Raw genomic sequence first — 18,379 nt, 5'->3', positions numbered from 1 at the left:
CGCCGAAGCTTGTCAGTCGTCGTCAGTGCGCCCGTATTCACGGTCCCAGAGTTCGTGCATTTCGGCGTCCTTGCGGATGGCCTTCACGGCCTCCAGCTGCGCCGGTTTGTGGCGCTGCCAGTCCCGGCCGCCGAGGGTCTTGCGGCCCGCCTCGAGCAGGAGCAGGGCCGTGTCCGTCAGCGCGTCGCTGCGGAGGGTGAAGTCGGTCTTCCTGCGCCGCAGGACTTCCTGCAGGGCCGAACGGGAAGCGGTGTAGGCTCCGAGCCTGCGCAGCGACCGGGCACGCACCAGCAACAGCGCTGCGGACAGATCGTCCGCGTTCAGCAGGCCTTCGGTCTCTGCCACCACGTCAGCGTCGCGTCCCAGCTCGGCCTCCAGCGAACAGCGCGCCAGGGCGAGCGGCAACGACGGCGGCAGGCCGGCCAGCGCCGCAAGCGCCGCCTCCGGCTGGCCGGTCTCGCGCAATGAGTGGGACAGGGCCAGGAACACGGCCTCCTCACTGAAAAGCACCGGAACCTCGATCCGCTCGGCCACCTCCACCCTGGTGACCACGCCGGCCAGGTACACGGAGGCGTAGCGGTTGGCGTCCTCGTCGTTCCGCAGTCTCAGGCCATGCTGCAGGAGCTCGGACGCGCGCAGATGCCCGCCGTGGGCGTACGCCAGCAGCCCGGCCATGAGGTAGCAGACCCCGGCCCAGCCGGGGTAGGCGCGGGCCAAGGTGATCAGGCGGTCCGGATCGGTGCTGCCGAATACGGCGGAGTGCACGGCTTTGGTCCTCTTGGCGGACGTCCGGCCCCCCACCCTGCCCAGGCGGGGCACGCCGCCCTCGGCTGCCAGCGTCCCGGGCGCCCGGCCCGCCATGAGTCCGGTCACGACGCCGCCCACGTTGCCGGCCAGGCCGCGGACGGGTGTCCGGATCACGACCTTGCGGAAGGGCGTCAGGTCGCGGGTGTCCGTGTACGGCGTGCGCTGGCCGGCGGGAATCTGCGCGGCGGAAATGCGGCCGTCAGGAATGCGGCCGTCGGGAATTTGGGGGGCGGATCCGCCAAGTCCGGCGCTCATTCCCCCATGGTAGTAGGCTCCGGCAGGCCGTTGCTAGGCGGCCGAAGCCACCCAGAGGCCGATCACCCAGGTGCTCGCGGCGAGGCAAGCGAGGCCGAATTCCACGATCATGCCAAGGCCCGTGGCCTTCAATGCGGCCCAGCTCGAGGCAACCGCAGTGCCGAACGCGCGGGTGCGCTGCAGCTCGCTGAGCAGGAGCCCGGCGGCGAAGCCCACAAAGAGCCCCACCACGGGGATGATGAACATGCCGGCCACGCCCAGCACCAGGCCCACCACCACGGAGCGGCTGGGGATGCTGTGCTCCTTGAGCTTCCGGCCTGTCAGGACGGCGCTGGCGGCCATGCCGGCCAGGACGAACACCATTCCGATCCCGAAGACCACCCAGCCGGTGGTCCCGGCGCCGCCCCACAGCGCCCAGACAAGCAGGCTCGCCCCGATCAGGATGCTGCCGGGCAGGACGGGAATGATGGTCCCGGCCACGCCCACCAGGATGGCGAGGCCGCAGAGCACAGTCACCAGAGTCTCGGGGTTCATGGGCCCAGTCTAGGCGGGGATCGGACCCCACCAGGCCCGCCCACGGTGGCGCTCCCGCAAGGCAGCGCCACCGTTGGGCCCGCAGTGTGCGCTGATCTACTCGGCTTCCACCGCCGCGGCGACGGCAGCGGAGACGGCCGGGGCCACGCGCGGATCCAGCGGGCTGGGCACGATGTAGTCGGCGGAAAGGTCGTCCTCGGCCAGTTCCGCGATGGCCCGGGCCGCGGCGAGCTTCATGGCCGGCGTGATCCGGCGGGCGCCGGCGTCGAGGGCGCCGCGGAAGATGCCGGGGAAGGCCAGGACGTTGTTGATCTGGTTCGGGAAGTCGCTCCGCCCGGTGGCGACCACTGCCGCGTACTTGCTCGCGACCTCCGGCAGGACTTCCGGGTCCGGGTTGGACAGGGCGAACACGATCGAGCTGTGGTTCATCAGCTTCAAGTGCTCCTCGTCGAGCTTGGCGGAGGAGACACCGACGAACACGTCGGCGCCGAGCAGCGCCTCGCCCGGGCCGCCGGTCACGCCGCGCGGGTTGCTGCGGGCGGCGAGCTGGGCCTTCTTGCTGGCCGGATCCGCGGCGATGTCCGCGCGGTCCTTGCTGATGGTGCCGCGCGAGTCCAGGAGGACGACGTCGCCGATTCCGGCCGTCAGCAGGATTTCGGCGACGGCGATCCCGGCCGCCCCGGCCCCGGAGACCACGACGCGCAGGCTATCGAGCGTCCGGCCGGTCACCTTGGCGGCATTGGTCAGGGCGGCGAGGACCACGACGGCGGTGCCGTGCTGGTCATCGTGCATGACCGGGCAGTCCAGCGCCTCGATGAGCTTCTCCTCGAGTTCGAAGCAGCGGGGTGCGGCGATGTCCTCGAGGTTGACGGCGCCGAAGCTGGGGCGCAGGCGGACAAGTGTCTCGATGATTTCGTCGACGTCGGTGGTTTTGAGGACCAGCGGGATGGAGTCGAGTTCTCCGAAGGCCTTGAAGAGCGCGGACTTGCCCTCCATCACGGGCAGCGAGGCGCTGGCGCCGATGTTGCCCAGGCCCAGCACGGCGGTGCCGTCGCTGACCACAACCACAAGGCGCTGGGCCCACGTGAGCGTCTTGGCGAGCTCCGGGTTGGCGTGGATGGCGCGGCTGACCTGGGCGACACCGGGCGTGTACGCGATGGAAAGGTCGCGCTTGCTGGCGAGCGGGACGGTGCTGGAAATCGAAAGCTTGCCGCCCTCGTGGGATGCGAAGATTTCCTCGTCGCTGAGCACGGCTACTGCCTCAGCCGGGGAAGTGGAATCGGCGGGAATGATCGTTTCAGTGGACACGTCGTTGTCTCCTGGGACTCACCGTGGGCGCACGGCTCATGGAAGCTCAAGCAGGGATGCTCAAGTTGGTCGGGCGGGGGCGGTGGCGACCAAGGGTGGCGGTCGCCGGTGGAGCCCCCGATTTGCTGGCGTCAGCCGTAGCCGGTCCATCGATGGTAAACAGGGCACCCCGCCGGTTACGCCGGGTGGGAGAGGTTAGACGCCGTGGTGAAACGTTTCTCCACGCTTTTAAGTGACCCGGATCACACACTGGAGGACGTTTCCGCTCCGCTGGTCTAGACCGGTTACGCGGCCCGCCGGGCGCGCTGCAGGAGGGAGCAGGCCTTCTTCAGGTCCTCCTCCGCTTCGAATAGAGACAGCCGGCGGCAGCGGACGGCCTGGACCAGTCCCGTAACCGTCAGCAGCAGGACCCGGGCAACTGCGGCGTCACCGCACGCTGCCGTCACTGCCTTCTCGGCCGTCGCATCGATCTCACGGAGCACCCGTGTCGTGTCGGTGTCCTTGATGTAGACCGCGTGGTTGAGAGCCTGCTCCACGGCGGGCTGCATCAGGCGCATATGGAAGATCTCCATCACCACTCCCGCGAGGGCCGCCACCTTTCCCGCCTCGTGCGTCCCCGCGAGCAGTTCGCTCAATTGCTTGCGGTACAGCGCCAGGACCAGCTGAGTGGCCGAGGGGAAGTACCGGTACAGGGTCCCCAGCGGCACATCCGCCTTGGCCGCCACCTCGGAAAGGACCACCGAGTCCAGGCCTTTACGGGCAAACCCCGCGGCAACGTCAAGGATCCGCACGTAACGGAGCCGTTGCCGGGGCAGAGTAGGGGGAGGGGCCATCGGTGGAAGATCTGAGTGAAAATCAGGCATCAGCAGCGTTCCGGGGGTCGTTTTTCTCGGCAGCCGGGCGCGATCCGCCCACCCAGCTGCCGCGGCAATTCCCGTCCACTATACGCCACGAAACCGGACGCCCCGCTAGTCGACCGGGGCCCCGGAAGCCCCTGAACGGGGACGCTCGCGGCTCAGTCCACGCCCTTGATCTTGACCACGAACACGGCGCCGAGAAGCCCGATCACGGCGGCCGCGACATACAGCGCAACATAGCCGCCCCAGAGGGCCACAAACGGATACGCGATCAGCGGGGCGAGCACTTGCGGCAGCGAGTTGGCGATGTTGATGACGCCCAGGTCCTTGCCCCTGTTCAGGGCCGTGGGCAGCACCTGGGTGATGAGGGCGAAGTCCACCGCCAGATAGCAGCCGAAGCCGATGCCCAGCACCGACGCGCCGATCAGCGCCCCCGGCCATGTGGGCGCGAACGCAAGAATGAGGGAGGCCGCGGCGATCACCGCGGACGAGGTGATGACCAGCGGCTTCCGGCGGCCCATCCGGTCGCTCAGCCGGCCGCCGATCACACTGGTGATGATCACCATGACCGCATAGAGGCCCGTGAGGATCAGGACACCAAACTCGGGCTCGATGCCTTGGGTTTCGCGGACCCGAACTGCGTCGTTGAGGAAAAACAGCAGGTAAAGCGTGACCATGTGGTTGCCGATGTTCACCAGGAGCCGCGTCAGCCAGGCCCAGGCAAAATCCGGGTAGCGGGCCGGGGAAATCCAAAAGCCCCGCACAAAGCCGGCCAGGCTGAACGGGGGACGGGCCTGCGCGGGCAGCGGCACGTCGTCGTTCTTGAAGAAATAGAGCACGACGCCGGCCAGCAGCGCCACTGCGCACACCAGGTATCCGGCGGCGAAGTTTCCCGTGACGGCGGCGGCGATCACCGCCCCGATGAGGATTCCGACCGTCTGGCCCATGGCGGCCAGTCCGCCCACCGTGCCGCGTTGCGGGACCGGCACGCGGTCCGGGATGGCCGCCGTGATGGCGGCGTAGGCGCCGTTGCAGCCGGCCTGCACGAGGCACCAGAGCAGAGTCATGACGGCGACGTTCGGCGCCCCAGCCAGCGCGATCAGGGCCGCGGCGCCAAGGACCGCCCCGAACAGCACCCACGGCACCCGGCGGCCCAGCCGCGAGGTGGTGCGGTCGCTGAAGGCGCCGAACAGGGGGTTGGCGACGAGCGATACCGCGGCGCCGGCGCCCGTCACGAGAGCGAGGATGGCTTCCTTGTCCCCCTCACTGAACGCCGCCGCCTGTTGGCCGAGGAGCACCTGGAGCGGGCCGAAGAACGCCGCATTGATCCCAAGGTTGACCAGGACCACGCCCGCGGTCCAGACCGGACGGACACGCCGCTCCGGCTCGGCGAGCGCCGCCGACGTCGGAGCTGGGCTCGGTAGGTCGGACAAGCTCATATGGTTCCCCCCGGAACTGGCGACTCAAGCTGATGATCTGTGTGGGGCCAGACTATCGTGGCGGAAGTGCCGCGACGACACGGCTGGCGCTCATTGGCGGTCCGGCGCAGTAAGGTCATCGTTGAACCTCCAACTATGGAGAAAGTCACCATCACTCATTCCGTGGGGGAATACATTTTGTTGTCACAAATATCGGGCTCTGCTGCCCGAACCAAGGCCATAGGGATCGCTATGGCAGCACTGCTGGCCCTCAGCGGCTGCAACTCCGGTCCGGCCGCCGAGACGAAGACCGCCGTGAGCTCGGATTCCGAGTCCGGGCGGGTTCAGGCAACTGTCGTACGAATCATCGACGGCGACACTTTCAAGGCTTCAACAAATGGTGAAGAAAAGACTGTCCGTCTGTTGAATGTGGACACTCCGGAGACCAAGGATCCCAACGCGCCCGTGGAATGCATGGGCCCCGAGGCGACCAAAGGCCTAGAAGAACTTCTTCCCATTGGCGCCAAAGTCACGCTTGAACTGGACGTCGACCCCTTGGACAAATACGGACGCACTCTGGCTGGGGTGTTCGACTCAGGCGGAAAGCTGGTCAACGCTGAGGTCGCCCGCCTGGGACTCGGAGTACCCGTCCTGATCGAGCCCAACAAGAAGTTCTATCCGCCGGTTGTTGAGGCCTTTGACGAGGCCCGCACTAGGGGCGTAGGCCTGAACTCCTCAAACGTCGCCTGCCTGCCGTCCCAGCAGGTTGCAATTGCGGCGCAGACTGTTGAAACCCTGGCCGCCGCTCCCCTGACCAATTCCGTGTCCGAGCTGGACCAGGGCCATGCCGGCCTGGTCGCCGCCCTCGCGACGGTCGCCGCGCTCAAGGCAGTGGCCAAGGCCAAAGATGGAATCCATTGGGCCGCATACAAGCCGGCGCAGTTGGCGGCGATGATGACCAAACTGGATTCAGCGGCTACGGCCGGGGCCGCCAGGCAGACCGCCATTGCCGCAAAGAAGAAGGAAATCGGAGACGCAGCCGCAGTAGCTGCCGCCCGCCAGGCCGCCGAATCCGCTGCCGCAGCGGCTGCTGCCGCCGAAGCCGAGCGGATCCGCAACCTGCCGCCAGCGCCGGCGCGTTACGTGCCCCCGGCACCTGCCCCCTACGTCCCGCCGGCTTATGTCCCGCCCGTATATGTGCCGCCCGCACCGGCACCCAATCCATATCCGGGATACAACGGCCCCCGCTGTTATGCCCCCGGCGGCAAGACGTGGACTCCTTGTAGCAAGAGGTAGCTCTGACCCCGAGACTCGGCAGATCTGTTCGGAATGTGCGAGTCTCGGGGATGAGCCCGCCGTCTACCTTTCAGCCAGGAGCAACCGTGAACGCCTCCAGCGTCAACACCGCCGACCTCTACGACGAGCGCGGCGAGGAGCTCAGCTCCTTGGCCGTGCAGTTCCAGTCCCTGGGCGGCCGCAGCCACTTCAGCGGGCCGGTCCGGACCATTCGGTGCTTTGAGGACAACGCGCTGGTCAAGTCCGTGCTGGCCACTCCCGGCAGCGGCTGTGTACTCGTGGTCGACGGCGCCGGTTCCCTCCGCACGGCGCTGATGGGGGACATGATCGCGGCGAGCGCCGTCGCGAACGGCTGGGCCGGCGTCGTTATCAACGGCGCCATCCGGGACCGGGCCGCCATCGCGGGGCTGCCGCTCGGGGTCAAGGCACTGGGCAGCAACCCACGCAAGAGCGCCAAGGACGGCGGCGGGGCAATCGACGTTCCCCTGGAGATCGACGGCGTGGCCATCCGCCCCGGTGCGATGATCTGGTGCGACCCGGACGGGATCCTGGTCGAACGCTGAGACCTTCTTCGCTGAGGACATTTTCGGCCTCGAGGTAGTGGCGGGAACAATTCAGCCAGTAACATAGTTACTGAAAGCAACTATCCGCTTGATCCCCACACTTCACCTTGGAGCAGTCATGTCCAAAACCACCTCCGTGCGCGCCGCGGGAGAGGTCCTGACCCACCGTCAGACCATCACCGTCATGGTGGGACTCATGCTCGGCATGTTCCTGTCTTCGCTGGACCAGACGATCGTGTCCACCTCGATCTACACGATCGCCAACGACCTCGACGGCCTTTCCCTGCAGGCCTGGGCCACCACCGCCTACCTCATCACCTCCACGGTGAGCACGCCGCTCTACGGCAAGCTCAGCGACATCTTCGGGCGCCGCCCGCTCTACCTCATCGCCATCGTGATCTTCCTCGCCGGTTCGCTCTACGCCGGCTCGGTCCACTCGATGACCGAACTCGCCATCGCCCGCGGCATCCAGGGCATGGGCGCCGGCGGCCTCCTGGCCCTCGCCCTGACCATCATCGGCGACATCGTCGCGCTCAAGGACCGGGCCAAGTACCAGGGCTACTTCATGTCGGTCTTCGGCATCTCCTCCGTCCTGGGCCCGGTAATCGGCGGCGCCTTCGCAGGCACCGAAACGATCCTCGGCATCGATGGCTGGCGCTGGGTGTTCCTCATCAACATCCCGATCGGCCTCGCGGCCCTCACGGTGGTGTTCATGTACCTGCACCTCCCCGCCAAGCACGTGAAGCAGAAAATCGACTACTGGGGCGCCGCCGCCATCACGCTGGCCATTGTGCCGCTCCTCCTCGTCGCCGAACAGGGCCGCACCTGGGGCTGGAGCTCCGCGAACTCCTACCTCTGCTACGGGCTGGGCGTTATGGGCATCATCGCGTTCCTGCTGGCCGAACGGCATGCCGCCGACTACGCGCTGATCCCGCTCCGGCTGTTCCAGAACATCACCTTCGGCCTGTCCTCGCTGCTGAACTTCATCATCGGCATCGGCATGTTCGGCGCCATCGCGATGCTCCCCATGTACCTGCAGCTGGTCAAGGGCCTGACCCCCACCGAGGCCGGCCTCATGATGATCACCTTCACCGTGGGCATCCTCACCGGCTCCATCACGGCAGGCCGGACCATCTCCGCCTCGGGCACCTACCGGATCTTCCCGATCCTCGGCACCGCAACGCTGACGGCGGCCGCCGTCGTCATGGGCCTCTCCCTCGGCGTCGACACGCCGCTGTGGGTCCCGGGCGCCATCGCCGTGTTCTTCGGCCTGGGACTGGGCTTCTGCATGCAGCCGCTGACGCTGGCCATGCAGGTTTCCGTGCCCTCGAAGGACATGGGCGTGGGCACCTCCTCCGCCGCGTTCTTCCGCTCCATGGGCGGCGCGGTTGGAACGGCCGTGTTCATTTCGATGCTTTTCAGCCTCGCGGCGGACAAGATCGCCACCGGCATGAAGGACGCCGCGCAGAGTGCTGACTACCTCAAGGTGCTCAAGGATCCGGCCGTGGCCGCCGACCCGGCCAACGCCCAGCTCTACGACTTCTTCAAGAACGGCGCCAGCAACGACTCGCTGAACGACACCAGCTGGCTGCACACGGCCAACCCGACGCTGACCCGTCCCATCGTCGAAGGCTTCGCGCAGTCGATCGACGCGGTCATGCTCACGGCCGCCGTGCTCACCGGCATCGCCTTCCTGATCACGTTCGCCCTGCCGAACAAGAAACTCACGGACCCGAAGGCGGCCGCCAGGGAAGTGGCCACGGCCGCAGCCCACTAGGGCCGTCCCGACGGCTGGAACACGTCACGGCAGGCAGTCTTGTGGACTGCCTGCCGTTGTCGTCTGCCGAAAAACCGGGCTCCGGGAGGGCGTCCGACGCCGTAAGCCGGCCCTCCGTGACGTCTTTCGGCCCCCGGCCCGGAAGGCACACCCGCAGCAGCTGCAAAGTGTATGTTTCGTCTCACTTTCCGGTGGTTGTGACAGGGGGCACGCCGGGTCAGGTGTAAGACTGGGTAGCTGCGGCGAAGGCCGTGCACCGCGAACTGCCAAGGGAGCCGTATGACCACCACCCATGACCAGACCGCCGCCAAGATCCCGAAACGGGTCATTTGGCTGGCCGTGGCGGGCGCCGTCGGCGGCTTCCTCTTCGGCTTTGACTCTTCCGTCGTCAACGGCGCCGTCGACGCGATCAAGGATGAGTTCGCCCTCAGCGAGGCCGTGACCGGCTTCGCCGTCGCCGTGGCCCTCCTCGGCTGCGCGGCGGGGGCCTACCTGGCCGGCAAGATCGCCGACCGCTACGGCCGGATCCCGGCCATGAAACTGGGCGCGCTACTGTTCCTCGTCAGCGCCATCGGCACCGGATTCGCGTTCGGCGTCTGGGACCTGATCTTCTGGCGCCTGGTGGGCGGGCTCGGCATCGGGCTGGCATCGGTGATCGCGCCGGCCTACATTTCCGAAATCTCCCCCCGCCACGTCCGTGGCCGCCTGGCCTCGCTGCAGCAGCTGGCGATCACCACCGGCATTTTCGCCGCCCTCCTCTCCGACGCCCTGTTCGCGACGGCGGCCGGCGGCGCGGACCAGGCCCTGTGGTTTGGTCTGGAAGCGTGGCGCTGGATGTTCATGGCCGCCGCCGTCCCCGCAGTGGTCTACGGCTGGATCGCCTTCACCCTGCCCGAATCGCCGCGGTTCCTGGTGTTCCAGGGCAAGGACGAGGAGGCCCTCAAGGTCTTCAAGTCGATCGCCCCGGACGACGACTCGGACCGGCACCTGCGCGACATCAAGAAGGCCATCGACGAGGACAAGGTCGCCGGCCAGAAGGGATCCCTGCGCGGCAAGGCCCTGGGCCTGCAGCCGGTGGTCTGGATCGGCATCATCCTGTCCGTGCTGCAGCAGTTCGTCGGCATCAACGTGATCTTCTACTACTCCACCACCCTGTGGAAGGCCGTGGGCTTCCAGGAAAAGGATTCGCTCACCATCTCCGTGGCCACCGCCATCACCAACATTCTGGTGACGCTCGTGGCAATCGCCCTGGTGGACCGGATCGGGCGCCGTCCCATCATGCTGGCAGGCTCCATCGGCATGGCCCTCTCGCTGGGCACCATGGCCCTGGCCTTCGGCTCGGCCACCGGGTCCGGGGACGCGATCTCGCTGCCCGGCGCGTGGGGTCCGGCCGCGCTGGTCGCCGCCAACGTCTTCGTCATCAGCTTCGGCGCCTCCTGGGGCCCGCTGGTGTGGGTGCTGCTGGGTGAGATCTTCCCGTCCCGGATCCGCGCCCGCGCCCTGGGCCTGGCCGCGGCCGCGCAGTGGATCGCCAACTTCGCCATCACCCTGAGCTTCCCCGTGATGGCCGCGGCCTCCCTGCCGTTGACGTACGCCATGTACGCGCTGTTCGCGGCGGCGTCTTTCTTCTTCGTCATGTTCAAGGTGCCGGAGACCAACGGCATGTCCCTGGAACAGGCCGAAACCCTGTTCGTGCCGAAGGGGTCCGCGAAGGAATCCGCGAAAGAGTCCGCCAAAGTCTGATCCGGCGCCGCCTGAGGTCGCCGGTGCACTCAGCGACGTGAAAAGGAACGCCCATGCTTCCGAGGAAGCATGGGCGTTCTTTGTCACCGCAGCGGGTTCTGCACGAAGCAGGCGCTGCTACACCACGTGCGGCTCGTGCGCTGCCAGGTAGCGGCGTCCGCCGAAGACCACGGCAATCGCGGCCACCATGGCCAGCGCGCCGGCGAAGAAGGGCACCTGCGGGCCGAAGTGCTCGCCCAGCTGCGCGGCGGCAAAGGGTGCCAGGGCGCCGCCCATCCAGCGCACGAAGTTGTAGCCGGCGGAGGCCACCGGCCGCGGCGAATCGGAAACGCCCATGGCCAGCTCGGTGTAGATGGTGTTGTTGATGCCCAGCAGCGCCCCGGAAATCACCACGAGGACGACGACGGCGGGCACCGAGTGCCCGGCGGCCAGGCCCAGTCCCACAAGGTCCAGCATGAGCAGGACCAGGGTGCCAGTGAGGACCCGGACCGCTCCGAAGCGGTTCTGCAGCACGGGGGCGGCAAACACCGAGAAGACCGCAACGGCCACACCCCAGCCGAAGAACACCCCGCCGATCCCGTAGGCGTCCATGCCGAGGATGAAGGGCGTGAAGGCAAGGACGGTGAAGAAGCCGTAGTTGTAGAACAGGCCGCTGGCCGCCGTCGTCCGCAGTCCCTTGTGCCCCAGGGCCAGGAGCGGATCCCGGAGCCGGACTTTCCGCTCGGGCAGCGGGGTCTTGGGCAGCAGGGCAATCAGCGCGATGAACGCGGAGGCCATCAGCACGGCGGTGCCGAAGAACGGGGCGCGCCACTGCCAGCCGCCAAGCAGTGCACCAAGGAGCGGGCCGAGGGAAATGCCCAGGCCAAGGGCGGCCTCGTACAGGATGATCGCCGTGCCGGCGCCGCCGCTTGCGACGCCGACAATCACGGCCAGTGCCGTGGCCACGAACAGGGCGTTGCCCAGCCCCCAGCCGGCGCGGAAGCCGATGAGCTCGGCCACGCTGCTGGACGTGCCGGACAGCGAGGCGAACACGACGATCACCGCCAGCCCGATCAGCAGCGTCCGCTTCCCGCCGATCCGGGAGGAGACGTAGCCGGTGATCAGCATGGCGACGGCGGTCACCAGGAAATAGCTCGTGAAGAGCAGCGACACCTGGCTCGGGGAGGCGTCCAGGTTCTTGGCGATCGCCGGCAGGATGGGATCCACCAGCCCGATCCCCATGAAGGCGAACACCGCCGCGAGGGCCGTCGCCCACACCGCCTTGGGCTGTTTGAGTAGTGAGGCCTTCTCGGCCTCGAGGGTTACTTCCGCTGCCGGCAGGGTGTCGGCGGGGTGGCCGTGCATGGGGGAACTCCTAAATGATGGGAATTTTTGGGTGAAGATCAGGCCAGAAGCGTCGCGTTGATCCTGCCGATGACCGGAAGGGCGGCCGCGAGGGCGGCACGGTCATCGTCCGACAGGGACGAGAGGACGCCGGCCATGACGGCGTTGCGGCGCTCATTGGCCGATGCGACGGCGGCGAGTCCGGCTTCCGTGAGGGTTACGCGGACGGCACGGGAGTCGTCGGGGTCCGGTTCCCGACGGGCGAGGCCTGCGCGCTCAAGCTTGATGATCTGCTCGGTGGCACTGGGCACCTTGACGCCGAGGTTCCGGGCAATTTCGCCCACCCGCACGCCGCTGCCTGCGGCGGGTCCGGCGTCCATCAGCATCTTGAGCGTGCTGAGCTGGGCGGCGCTGAGTTCGCCGTCGGCGTCCAGACGGCGAACGAGATAGATGCTGTGGCGGAGGGCCTCGCGGAAGTCCTCGGCGAGAGCGAGAAGGCCGGGGTCGGCCGGTTCACTGGCGTTCATAGTTAGGTAGCCTAACAGTTAGGCTACCTAATGGTCAAGGGAGGAGCGTTGCCCTATCACTCTTGGTCTCCAAAACCGGCGAATGGGAGCCATAAGTGATAGGGCATCGGGTAAAAACGCCGACGCCGGAACTCACGTGAGTTCCGGCGTCGGCGCCCAGCTAGGGCGTTGATCAGACGACAGCCTTGGCTTCTTCGATAAGGGTGGAGACGGCGGCGAAAAGCGGGTGGTCCGCCGCCAGGCCGGTGATCTTCTCCGTGGCCTCGTCCGGCGTGGACGCGGAGAGGATTTTCGCCAGCTCCACGGACTCGGCGTCGGCCGGATCATTGAAGCGCAGGGCCGCGGCGATGGCCCCGAGCAGCGCCTCGGGGACAATTCCGCGTTCGGCCAGCTCGGCGGCGGGGCCGATGAAGCGTTCGTGCCGGCTGAGTTTGCGCAGCGGGGCACGGCCCACCCGGGTGACGGTGTCCGGCAGGTGCGGATTGGAGAAGCGGCCAAGGATCTTCTCCACGTACGCCTCCTGGTCCGCCCGGTTGAAGCCGTGCTTGGCCACCAGCAGCTCCTTGGTCTCCTCCAGGACGGCGCGCACGTCGGCCGCGACGTCCTGATCGGCCATGGCCTCGGAAATCTTGCCCAGGCCGGCCTCGAATCCGAAGTAGGCCGCCGCGGCGTGGCCCGTGTTGACGGTGAACAGCTTCCGCTCGATGTACGGCTCCAGATCGTCCACGAACGTCACGCCCGGGACCACCGGCTCCTTCCCGGCGAACGGGGTACGGTCGATCACCCACTCATAGAACGTCTCCACCGTGACGTCCAGGCCCTGCCCGGCCTCCTGGTTCGGCACAATCCGGTCCACCGCCGTGTTGGCAAACACGGCGGCAGCGTCCAGGGATCCTGCGGCCGGATCCCACTGGGCAACGACCTCGGACTTCAGGATGTCGGTGGCGTTGATCGCGTTCTCGCACGCCATCACCTGCAGCGGCGCCAGCCCGGCGGCGCGGGCCGCAATTCCCTTGGCGATCACGGGCGCCACGAACTTCAGGATGTGCGGCCCCACGGCGGTGGTGACGATGTCCGCCGTCGCGATTTCCGCGACGACGGCGGCTTCCTGGGTGCCTGAGTTCAGCGCGCGGAAGTTGTTGACGGTACGGACGGCGGGATTCTCTCCCACTTCGTGGACCTCGTAGCTGTCCGCGTCGGCCAGCTGGGTGATGAGGGCGTCCGCGACGTCGGCGAACACCACCTCATACCCCGCGTCGTGCAGCAGCAGGCCCACGAATCCGCGCCCGATGTTTCCGGCTCCGAAATGAACAGCCTTCACTAGGAATTGACCTTTCCGAACAGGGCCAGCACTTCGTCAACCGTGGTGGCCGCCTCAAGCTGGGCCACCTGGGCCTTGTTGGTGAAGACCTTGGCGATCGAGGACAGGATGTGCAGGTGTTCGTTGTTGATCCCGGCCACGCCGACCACGAACTTCACTTCCTTGCCGTTCCAGTCGATGCCGTTCGGGTAGCGGATCACCGAGACCGCGGACTTCATGATGTGGTCCTTCGCGGCGTTGGTGCCGTGCGGGATGGCGAGGAAGCTGCCCATGTAGGTGGAGACGGATTCCTCGCGTTCGTGCATGGCGTCCACGTAGCCGGAGTCGACGGCGCCGCGGTCCAGCAGGAGCTGCCCGGCCTCGTCGATGGCGGCGTCCCGCGTGGTTGCGGTGCCGTTGAGGACGACGCTTTCGGCCACCAGGATGCCCGCGGGACCCGTCTCGGCTTCTGCCTCGGCTGCCGCGGGGGCCTCCGGGGTTGCCACGGCGCCCGGGGTGCCGGCCGCGGCGGGGGCCGCTTCCGCGCTCGTGTTGCTGGCCTGGACCAGCTCCACGATCTCGTCGTACCGCGGGCTGTTCATGAAGTTGTCCACAGAGACATGCACGGCGCTGGCGGTCGCGGGCTTGGCCCGCTCGGTCAGGTCCTGGTGGGTGATGACGACGTCGTACGTGTCGGTGAGGTTGGCGATGGCGGAGTTGGTGACCTTGACGTCCGGGAAGCCGGCGGCCTTGATCTTGTTGCGGAGCACCGAGGCGCCCATCGCGCTGGAGCCCATGCCGGCGTCGCAGGCAAAGACGATGTTCGTGATCGGGGTTGCGAGGACGGCCACGCCGCTGGCACCCACGCCCTCACCGATCAGGGCGGCGGACACCGAGCTCTTCTTGCCCTTCAGGGCCTCCATCCGGTGCGTGGCCTGGTCGAGGTCGTCCTCGGCGGGCTCCTTGCTGGCCTTCAGGATCACCGAGGCGATGAGGAAGGACACGGTGGTGGCGAACAGAACGGAGAGCGTCACGCCGACGTAGCTGTCGCGTGCTGTTGAGGCATAGACCGCGATGATGCTGCCCGGGGCTGCCGGGGACCGGAGGCCGGCGCCGGTGACCACGAGCGTGAAGATGCCGGTCATGCCGCCGCCGATTGCGGCGAAGATCGTCATCGGCTTCATCAGGACGTACGGGAAGTAGATCTCATGGATGCCGCCGACGAACTGGATCACTGCCGCGCCCGGTGCGGACGCCTTGGCCAGTCCCTTGCCGAAGAAGGAGTAGGCGAGCAGGATGCCGAAACCGGGACCGGGGTTGGCTTCGAGCAGGAACAGGATGGACTTGCCCTGTTCGAGCGCCTGCTGCGTGCCGAGCGGGGTGAGGATGCCGTGATTGACGGCGTTGTTCAGGAACAGGACCTTCGCGGGCTCGATGAAGATGCTGGTGAAGGGCAAGAGACCGTTCGCGACCAGGAATTCGACTACGGCGCTGGCGCCGTTGCTGAATGCCTTCACGATGGGGCCGACCACCAGCATGCCGACGACCGCCATGGCGGCGGCGAGGATGCCTGCCGAGAAGTTGTCGATCAGCATTTCGAAGCCCGGCTTGACGCGGCCTTCCCAGATCTTGTCCGCCTTCATCATCAGCCACGCGGTGAGCGGGCCAAGGATCATGGCGCCGATGAACATCGGGATGTCGGTACCGACGATGACGCCCATGGTGGCCACTGCACCCACCACGCCGCCGCGCACTCCGTAGACCATCCGGCCGCCGGTGTAGCCGATCAGCAGCGGGAGCATGTACGTGATCATCGGCCCGACAAGCTTGCCGAGCTCCGAATTGGGGAAGAAGCCCGCCGGGATGAAGAGCGCCGTTATGAAGCCCCACGCGATGAACGCGGCAATGTTGGGCATGATCATTCCGGACAGGAACGTCCCGAATTTCTGGACGTGTACGCGCACGCTGGTGCGAGGCTTCGCAACTGTCTCTGTTGCCATGTGAGTTCCTAACCGTCATTCCCGCAGCTTTGCGGGATGGTCCGATAATTTCGCCGAGCTAGCTGGTGGAGCTGTTGGAGATCCGGTGGAGCCACTCGAGGAAGAGCTTGAGTTCCGAGCTGGAGAGCTGGTCCGAGTGGGACGCCTGGAGTGCTGCGTTCAATGCGATGGCCGCCACAACCACTGAGGATTTTCCGCTGTCAACAGAACCGTTGTCCCTGGCCTGCTCGGTGGAAACCGCATAGATCATGGCATCGCGGGTCATGGTGGAGAGCTCGAGGTTCCGCTCCGGCACCTTTTCCGCGATCAGCATGAGGGTCATGCCCACGTTGGCCGCCAGGATGGACCTGGCCGCCTCCTTGGGCGGGACGTTGAGCTGGCCGGAGACAGCCGCCTTGTTCAGCATTTCCTCCATGAGGGCCTCGGCATCGGCGACGATCGCCGGACGGCTCTCAGGACGGATATTGCCAAACATGACGAGATACAGCTCCGGCTGATTCAGCCCGAACTGGACATGGTTGTCCCACATCCTCCGGATGTCCTCCAGGGGTTGGCCAGAGGGCGCGAAGTCACGTTCGCCCGCGACATATTCGTCGAAACCTGCTGCGACGACGGCGTCGAACAGCCCTTCCTTGTCACCAAAGTGGTGGTACAGGGTCGGTGCCGTGACACCGGCCTGCTGCGTGATCTGGCGGGTCGAAATTGCGGATCCGCCGGAGTTGGCCAGCAGCTCGGCGGCCGCACGCAGCAGCCGGGCCTTGGGTGGTAGCTGGCCATCGATACTCATAACCGCTACCCTAGCACCTATAGCAACGCTATATGAACTGCATCACATACAATTTTTGCAGGATGCCGTGACCCGCCACTGACGTAGCTGTCAGCCGCAGGCACAAATGAGCAGCAGGGTCAGCGGCGGCACCTGGTTTACCGGCTTAGTGGCCACTGGCCTACGACAGAGAATGAGGACCTTCAGTGCAGAACTTCCCAGGAGTAGGCGTCAGCCCCGGCCGCATCATCGGCACCGTCCGGCAGATGCCCAAACCGATCAGCGAACCGCCCGCCGGAGAGCAGCTTCCCGCCGGCGTCACGGCGGAAGACGCGACGGCGGCGCTGAAGGCCGCGGCGAAATCCGTCCACGACGAGCTGAAGGCCCGCTCTGAGACCGTCACGGGCGACGGCAAGGCAGTTCTCGAGGCCACGGCCCTCATGGCCACCGACACCATGCTGCTCAAATCCGCCGCCAAGCTGATCGGCCGCGGCACCTCCGGGCAGCGGGCAATCTGGGAAGCCGGCGCCTCCGTCTCGGAAATGCTGCACAACTTGGGCGGCTACATGGCCGAGCGCGCCACGGACGTCCTGGATGTCCGGTCCCGGATCGTGGCGGAACTGCGCGGAGTCCCCGCGCCGGGCATTCCCGTCTCTTCCACCCCGTTCATCCTCATCGCCGAGGACCTGGCCCCGGCCGATACCGCCACCCTGGATCCGGAAAAGGTCCTGGCGCTCGTCACCGCGGGCGGCGGCCCGCAGTCTCACACCGCGATCATCGCCCGGTCGCTGGGTCTGCCCGCAGTGGTCGCCGCAGTCGGAGTCGACGAACTCGCCGACGGCACCGAGGTCTACGTGGACGGTGCGGCCGGCCTCATCACCGCGAACCCCGACGAGTCCCAGCGTGCGGCCGCAGCCCACTGGGCCGCCACGGCGTCGCTGCTTGCCGCCTTTGACGGGACCGGCACGACGGCGGACGGCCACCTCGTGCCGCTCCTGGCCAACGTCGGCGGCGCCAAGGACGCCGTGGCCGCGGCCGGGCTGAACGCGCAGGGCGTGGGACTGTTCCGGACCGAGTTCTGCTTCCTGGAGCGGGACACCGAACCGACCGTGGAGGAACAGGCCGCCGCCTACCAGGGTGTCTTCGACGCCTTCCCGGGCAAGAAAGTGGTGCTCCGCACGCTCGACGCCGGCGCGGACAAGCCGCTGCCGTTCCTGACCGACGCCACCGAGCCCAACCCGGCCCTGGGCGTCCGCGGCTACCGGACCGACTCCACCACGCCGGGGGTCCTGGAGCGCCAGCTGCAGGCGATCGCCCTGGCCGAGAAGGCATCCGAAGCCGACGTCTGGGTGATGGCCCCGATGATTTCCACCGCTGAGGAAGCGGCCCGTTTTGCCGAGCTGTGCGCCGCGGCAGGGATCAAGACCCCCGGCGTCATGGTGGAGGTCCCGTCGGCGGCACTGACGGCCGAGGCCATTCTCCGCGAGGTCGGTTTCGCCAGCCTGGGCACCAATGACCTCACCCAGTACGCCATGGCCGCCGACCGCCAGCTCGGCCCGCTGGCCGCCCTCAACACCCCTTGGCAGCCGGCCGTCCTGCGGCTCGTGGGCCTGACGGTGGAAGGTTCGGCGGCCGAGGGCCACGACAAGCCGGTGGGCGTGTGCGGCGAGGCCGCGGCGGACCCGGCCCTCGCCGTCGTCCTCACGGGGCTGGGCGTCACCACGCTGTCCATGACGGCGCGTTCCATCGCCGCCGTCGCCGCCGTGCTGAAGACCGTCACCCTGGCCGAAGCGCAGGAGCTGGCCAAGCTGGCCTTGTCCGCGCCGAGCGCAACCGAGGCCCGGGCTTGGGTGCGGGCAAACCTGCCGATCCTGGAGGACCTTGGGCTGTAACTGGGGATCCGCC

15 protein-coding genes are annotated in these 18,379 nt (G+C 67.3%); 5 read left to right on the top strand and 10 right to left on the bottom strand.

Annotation, left to right across the window (positions count from 1 at the left end):
• Positions 1–12: 12 nt before the first annotated feature.
• The 5 genes from AC1DZQ_RS10205 to AC1DZQ_RS10185 form a co-directional block, all read right to left on the bottom strand.
• A complete protein-coding gene (locus AC1DZQ_RS10205; protein WP_476963412.1) occupies positions 13–1,062 on the bottom strand; it encodes a hypothetical protein in 1,050 nt (349 codons plus the stop codon).
• Between the two features lie 33 nt (positions 1,063–1,095).
• The gene (locus AC1DZQ_RS10200) at positions 1,096–1,596 is read right to left on the bottom strand and encodes a DUF456 domain-containing protein (protein ID WP_476963411.1); all 501 of its coding nucleotides are present in this window, start codon (positions 1,594–1,596) and stop codon (positions 1,096–1,098) included.
• Between the two features lie 96 nt (positions 1,597–1,692).
• Positions 1,693–2,886 carry an NAD(P)-dependent malic enzyme gene (locus AC1DZQ_RS10195; protein WP_476963431.1) on the bottom strand — a complete coding sequence of 398 codons (1,194 nt, stop codon included), beginning with the start codon at positions 2,884–2,886 and terminating at the stop codon, positions 1,693–1,695.
• Between the two features lie 302 nt (positions 2,887–3,188).
• Positions 3,189–3,737, bottom strand: a complete 549-nt coding sequence (locus AC1DZQ_RS10190) for a TetR/AcrR family transcriptional regulator (RefSeq protein ID WP_476963410.1) — start codon at positions 3,735–3,737, stop codon at positions 3,189–3,191.
• 182 nt (positions 3,738–3,919) lie between these two features.
• The gene (locus tag AC1DZQ_RS10185; protein WP_476963409.1) at positions 3,920–5,200 is read right to left on the bottom strand and encodes an MFS transporter; all 1,281 of its coding nucleotides are present in this window, start codon (positions 5,198–5,200) and stop codon (positions 3,920–3,922) included.
• Between the two features lie 231 nt (positions 5,201–5,431).
• Here AC1DZQ_RS10185 and AC1DZQ_RS10180 point away from each other — a divergent pair, with 231 nt between their 5' ends.
• The 4 genes from AC1DZQ_RS10180 (at position 5,432) to AC1DZQ_RS10165 (ending at position 10,558) form a co-directional block, all read left to right on the top strand.
• Positions 5,432–6,475: a thermonuclease family protein gene (locus AC1DZQ_RS10180; protein ID WP_476963408.1), complete on the top strand. Its 1,044-nt coding sequence runs from the start codon at positions 5,432–5,434 to the stop codon at positions 6,473–6,475.
• Between the two features lie 50 nt (positions 6,476–6,525).
• A complete protein-coding gene (gene rraA, locus AC1DZQ_RS10175) occupies positions 6,526–7,038 on the top strand; it encodes a ribonuclease E activity regulator RraA (RefSeq protein WP_476963407.1) in 513 nt (170 codons plus the stop codon).
• Between the two features lie 118 nt (positions 7,039–7,156).
• A complete protein-coding gene (locus tag AC1DZQ_RS10170) occupies positions 7,157–8,815 on the top strand; it encodes an MDR family MFS transporter (RefSeq protein WP_476963406.1) in 1,659 nt (552 codons plus the stop codon).
• Between the two features lie 279 nt (positions 8,816–9,094).
• Positions 9,095–10,558 carry a sugar porter family MFS transporter gene (locus AC1DZQ_RS10165; RefSeq protein WP_476963405.1) on the top strand — a complete coding sequence of 488 codons (1,464 nt, stop codon included), beginning with the start codon at positions 9,095–9,097 and terminating at the stop codon, positions 10,556–10,558.
• 117 nt (positions 10,559–10,675) lie between these two features.
• Here the strand turns inward: AC1DZQ_RS10165 and AC1DZQ_RS10160 are convergent, their stop codons facing one another.
• The 5 genes from AC1DZQ_RS10160 to AC1DZQ_RS10140 form a co-directional block, all read right to left on the bottom strand.
• Entirely contained in the window at positions 10,676–11,902 is a 1,227-nt protein-coding gene (locus tag AC1DZQ_RS10160) for an MFS transporter (RefSeq protein WP_476963404.1), read from the bottom strand.
• A 38-nt stretch (positions 11,903–11,940) separates the two neighbouring features.
• On the bottom strand, positions 11,941–12,408 hold the full coding sequence (locus AC1DZQ_RS10155) for a MarR family winged helix-turn-helix transcriptional regulator (protein ID WP_476963403.1): 468 nt from the start codon (positions 12,406–12,408) through the stop codon (positions 11,941–11,943).
• Positions 12,409–12,580: 172 nt separating this feature from the next.
• Complete coding sequence (locus AC1DZQ_RS10150; RefSeq protein WP_476963402.1) at positions 12,581–13,729, bottom strand: mannitol-1-phosphate 5-dehydrogenase; 1,149 nt, start codon at positions 13,727–13,729, stop codon at positions 12,581–12,583.
• Positions 13,729–15,708, bottom strand: coding sequence for a PTS mannitol transporter subunit IICBA (locus AC1DZQ_RS10145; protein ID WP_476963401.1), 1,980 nt, complete (start codon positions 15,706–15,708; stop codon positions 13,729–13,731). Before AC1DZQ_RS10145 ends, AC1DZQ_RS10150 begins: the two co-directional genes overlap by 1 nt.
• A 58-nt stretch (positions 15,709–15,766) precedes the next feature.
• Positions 15,767–16,495, bottom strand: coding sequence for a TetR/AcrR family transcriptional regulator (locus AC1DZQ_RS10140; RefSeq protein ID WP_476963400.1), 729 nt, complete (start codon positions 16,493–16,495; stop codon positions 15,767–15,769).
• Between the two features lie 185 nt (positions 16,496–16,680).
• On the opposite strand from AC1DZQ_RS10140, the gene ptsP reads away from it, so the two are divergent.
• The gene (ptsP, locus tag AC1DZQ_RS10135) at positions 16,681–18,366 is read left to right on the top strand and encodes a phosphoenolpyruvate--protein phosphotransferase (RefSeq protein ID WP_476963399.1); all 1,686 of its coding nucleotides are present in this window, start codon (positions 16,681–16,683) and stop codon (positions 18,364–18,366) included.
• Positions 18,367–18,379 lie beyond the last annotated feature (13 nt).

The organism is Arthrobacter sp. P1_C12_2 (genome assembly GCF_056406415.1).
This window is presented reverse-complemented; position numbering and strand designations above follow the sequence as displayed.

Coding starts and splice junctions, on each gene's coding strand:
- AC1DZQ_RS10205 (WP_476963412.1), bottom strand. CDS start 1,062: ATGAGCGCCGGACTTGGCGGATCCGCCCCCCAAATTCCCGACGGCCGC.
- AC1DZQ_RS10200 (WP_476963411.1), bottom strand. CDS start 1,596: ATGAACCCCGAGACTCTGGTGACTGTGCTCTGCGGCCTCGCCATCCTG.
- AC1DZQ_RS10190 (WP_476963410.1), bottom strand. CDS start 3,737: ATGGCCCCTCCCCCTACTCTGCCCCGGCAACGGCTCCGTTACGTGCGG.
- AC1DZQ_RS10185 (WP_476963409.1), bottom strand. CDS start 5,200: ATGAGCTTGTCCGACCTACCGAGCCCAGCTCCGACGTCGGCGGCGCTC.
- AC1DZQ_RS10180 (WP_476963408.1), top strand. CDS start 5,432: ATGGCAGCACTGCTGGCCCTCAGCGGCTGCAACTCCGGTCCGGCCGCC.
- rraA (WP_476963407.1), top strand. CDS start 6,526: ATGAGCCCGCCGTCTACCTTTCAGCCAGGAGCAACCGTGAACGCCTCC.
- AC1DZQ_RS10170 (WP_476963406.1), top strand. CDS start 7,157: ATGTCCAAAACCACCTCCGTGCGCGCCGCGGGAGAGGTCCTGACCCAC.
- AC1DZQ_RS10165 (WP_476963405.1), top strand. CDS start 9,095: ATGACCACCACCCATGACCAGACCGCCGCCAAGATCCCGAAACGGGTC.
- AC1DZQ_RS10160 (WP_476963404.1), bottom strand. CDS start 11,902: ATGCACGGCCACCCCGCCGACACCCTGCCGGCAGCGGAAGTAACCCTC.
- AC1DZQ_RS10155 (WP_476963403.1), bottom strand. CDS start 12,408: ATGAACGCCAGTGAACCGGCCGACCCCGGCCTTCTCGCTCTCGCCGAG.
- AC1DZQ_RS10145 (WP_476963401.1), bottom strand. CDS start 15,708: ATGGCAACAGAGACAGTTGCGAAGCCTCGCACCAGCGTGCGCGTACAC.
- AC1DZQ_RS10140 (WP_476963400.1), bottom strand. CDS start 16,495: ATGAGTATCGATGGCCAGCTACCACCCAAGGCCCGGCTGCTGCGTGCG.